We start from the raw sequence: 4,119 nt of genomic DNA on the forward strand, positions 1-4,119 counted from the left end.
ACGGCAGGGACGGCGGATGAACGACGGGAACGCCGGATGAACGAGAAGGACGGCAGATGAGCGAAAAGGACGGCGGATGACCACGGACGAGCGCCCCGGCGCTGCTGCTCTCGACGACGTGGAGGACGTTCACGTCCTCTCGCCCATGCAGGAGGGCATGCTCTACCACACCCTGCGCCACCCGGACTCGGCCGTCTATCTGCAGCAGGCCGCCGTCACCTTCCACGGCCCGCTGGACCCCGGGCTGCTGCGCCGGGCCTGGCAGGCGGTGGTGGACCGGCACACCACGCTGCGCAGCGCGTTCCGCTGGGAGCGGCTGGACAAGCCGGTGCAGGTGGTCCGGCGCACGGCGCGGATACGGCTGGCCGAGCACGACTGGAGCGGGCTGCCGGAGGAGAGCCGGCGGGCCCGCGAGGAGCAACTGCTGGCCCAGGACCGCAAGGGCGGCTTCGACCTGACCGAGGCCCCGCTGATCCGGCTGTACCTGGCCCGGCTGGCCGCGGACCGGCACCGCTTCGCGTTCAGCCTGCACCACATCATCCAGGACGGGTGGTCCACCGGCATCATGCTGCGCGAGGTGGGCGCCGCCTACCGCGCGCTGTCCCGGGGGGAGGAGTTCTCGCCGCCCCCGGCCCGGCCGTTCGCCGACTACGTCCGGTGGCTGGGGCGGCAGGACCCCGCCGAGGCGGAGGCGTTCTGGCGGCGCAGGCTGGCGGGCTTCACCGAACCCACGCGGCTGCTGCGCGCGGCGGCGGCCCCGACCGGCGCGGGCCAGGAGCAGCACGCCCGGCTGCGCACGCTCGACGCGGAGCGGACGGCGGCGGTGACGGCCGCCGCCACCGGGCTGCGGATCACCCTGAACACCCTCCTCCAGGCGGCCTGGGGGGTGCTGCTGGCCCGCTACTCGGGCCGCGGCGACGTGGTGTTCGGGGCCGTCTCGTCCGGCCGGCCGCCGGACCTGGACGGCGTCGAGGACATGGTCGGGCTCTTCGTCAACACCGTGCCCACCCGGCTGCGGGTCGATCCGGACCGGGAGGTCGGCGACTGGCTGCGTGAGGTGCAGGACGACTCCCTGGCGGCCCGCGCCTACGAGCACGTGCCCATGACCCGCGTCCAGGAGTGGAGTCAGGTGCCCGCCGGGGCGGAGCTGTTCGAGACCGTGCAGGTGCTGCAGAACCTGGACGCGGACCCGCTCGCCGCCGTCTGGCGGGGCTTCGAGGGCCTGACGGTCGCCGACTTCACGTACTACACGCGCACCAACTACCCGCTGACCCTCGCGGGTCTGCCGGGCGAGCGGCTGGGGCTGCGCATCTCCTACGACCCGTCGTGGCTGGCCGACGACGCGGCCGAGCGCCTGCTCGGGCACCTGGAGACCCTGCTGGTGGAGCTCGCCGCCGACCCCCGGCGCCGGCTCGGGCGGGTCCCCCTGCTCACCGCCCCCGAACGCGAACGGCTGGAGCGCGTCTCCCGTGGGCCGAGCCCACGGCTGGGGCCCGGCGCCGCGCACCGCGCGCTCGCCGAACACGCCGCCCGCGCACCGGAGGCGGTGGCGCTGTCGGCCGGCGCCCGCCGGGTGACGTACGGGGAGCTGGACCGATGGGTGAACCGGCTGGTGGGCCGGCTGGCGCGCCTGCCGGCCGGGCGCGGCACGGCGCCCGGCTCCGTCGTGGCCACCCTGCTGCCGGACCGGGTGGAGGAGATCGCGGCGGTGCTCGCCGTCGCGCGGGCGGGTGGGGTGCCGCTGGCCCTCGACCCTTCGCTGCCGCCCGACCGGCTGGCCGCGGAGGTCCGCGAGGCGCGGCCCCGCCTGGTGCTGAGCCGGACCGGCGCGGCGGCGCTCGGCGGCGACTGCGCGGTCCTGCTGCTGGACGAGCTGGGCGAGCTCAATGAGTTGGATGAGTTGGACGATCCGCAGGAGCCGAAGGAAGCGGACGGCCCGGGCGGCGGGTCCGCCGCCCCGGCGGCGGACCAGGCCGCGGGCCGCCCTGCCTGGGTGGTGACCACCGCGGGCACGACCGGCGCGCCCAAGGCCGTCCTCCTCGACCACGCGGCGGTCTCCGCCATGGCCTCGGCGGCCGCGGACGAGTTCGGCCTCACCCCCGACGACGTGGTGCTCTCCTGGGCTCCGCCCGGCTCCGCCGACGCGCTGCTCGAACTCCACCTGGCCCTGGTCAACGGCGCCGAACTGCGCTGCGCCGAAGGGCCGGCGGACACCGTCCTGCTGGCACGCGGGACCGACGAGCACGACGACCAGCACTCCGGCCACGACGGCCGGCACTCCGGCCGCCACGGACAGCCTGGCCACCCCGGCCACCCCGGCTTCCCGGCTCTCGACGGCGTGACCTGCCTGCGGGCCACCCCCTCCCTGCTGGCCGCGCTGCCCGGCGACCACCCCCTGCCCGGCGTGCGCACCCTCCTCGTCACCGGCGAGCGGTGCCCCCGCGGCGCGCTGCGGCGGTGGGCCGCCGGACGCGCCCTGTTCACGGTCTACGGCACCGCGGAGACGGCGGGCCTGGCCACCGTCGCCCGCGTCGACGCCGAGGGCACGGCACCGCCCGGCGGGCGGCCGACCGCCGGCGTGGCCGCGTACGTCCTCGACGACTCGGGCACCCCCCTGCCCGTCGGGGTGCCCGGCGAACTCCACCTCGGCGGCGAGGCGGTGGCCCGCGGCTACCCGGGCCGCCCCGCGCTGACCGCCGAGCGCTTCCGCTCCGATCCGCGGGCGGATCGCCCGCACGCCCGGCTGCTGCGCACCGGCGATCTGGCCCGCTGGACCGCGGACGGCCGGCTGGAGGTCCTCGGCCGCGCCGACCGGCGGCTGGCCGTGCGCGGGTTCGCGGTCGACCCGGCCGAGGTCGAGGACGCGCTCCTCGCCCTCCCCGACGTCGAGCAGGCGGTCGTGACGGCGGACGGCGGCGGGGAGGGGCGCCGGCTGCTCGCCCACGTCGTACCCGCCGCGCACCACGGGGGCGCGGGCCCGGACGGCCCCGGCGCCGGGCTCGGCGCCGACCAGGTCGACCAGTGGCGGCAGGTCTTCGGGCACGCCTACGCGGGGCCGGCCACCGGCGACGAGCCCGCGTTCAACACCGCCGGCTGGAACAGCAGCGTCACCGGAGGCGCGATCCCCCGGGACGAGATGCGCGAATGGCTCGACGCCACCCTCGACCGGATACGCGCCCTGGCCCCGCGCCGCGTCCTGGAGATCGGCTGCGGCACCGGCATGCTGCTGCTGCCCCTGAGCACCGCGTGCGAGCAGTACTGGGCGACGGATCTGTCGCCCACGGCCATCGACTACGTCCGCGGCCATCTGGACCCGTCCACGGCCGGCCGCGTGGTGCTGCGCTGCCAGGAGGGCGACGACGTCACCGGGCTGCCCGAGGGCGCGTTCGACCTGGTGGTCCTCAACTCCGTCGCGCAGTACTTCCCCCACGCCGGCTATCTGCGCCGGGTCCTGGACCGCGCCCGCCGGCTGCTGGCCCCGGGCGGACGGATCTTCGTGGGCGACGTCCGCAGCCTTCCGCTGCTTCCGGCCCAGCACGTCGCGGCGCAGCTCGCCAACAGCGCGGACCGGCGCGACACCCGGCAGGTGTGGCAGGCCGCCCACCGCGCCGCCCGCGCGGACGAGGAACTGGTCCTGCACCCCGACTTCTTCCGCCGGGTGGTGGCCGAGTCGCCGGGCGGCGGGAGCACCCGGATCACCGTCCGGCGGGGCCGGGCCCGCAATGAGATGTCCCGCTTCCGCTACGACGCCCTGCTCGTGTTCGACACCGGGGCCGAGCCCGCGGCCCCGGCCCGGGTGGCCGCGTGGGGCGGGGACATCACGGACCTGCCGGCCCTGCGCGAGGCGCTCGCCGCGCGGGTGCCGTCCCTGCTCGTGCGAGGCGTCCCCGACGCCCGGTCGCACGGACTGGCGAGGGCGGCCCGGACGCTCCGGGACGGCACGGCGCCGCGCGACACGGGCGCGCTGCGCGCGGCCGTCGACGCGGACGAGGCCGTGGAGCCCGACGATCTGCACGACCTGGCGAGCGCGTACGGGTACGCCGCCGAGCTGCTGGTCGGCGACCGGCCGGGCACCGTCGACGCCCTGTTCACCCCCGGCGGCGCCCCGGAGCCCGCCCC

At 77.3% G+C, this 4,119-nt stretch carries 1 protein-coding gene; it reads left to right on the forward strand.

Going from position 1 to position 4,119, the window contains the following annotated elements; translation table 11 throughout:
- Positions 1–76 precede the first annotated feature (76 nt).
- The coding region (locus tag ACSNOD_RS02310) for a condensation domain-containing protein (RefSeq protein WP_436764995.1) at positions 77–4,119 on the forward strand (4,043 nt) is incomplete at its 3' end.

Source organism: Streptomyces sp. URMC 123 (assembly GCF_051386515.1).
Classification (GTDB): domain Bacteria; phylum Actinomycetota; class Actinomycetes; order Streptomycetales; family Streptomycetaceae; genus Streptomyces.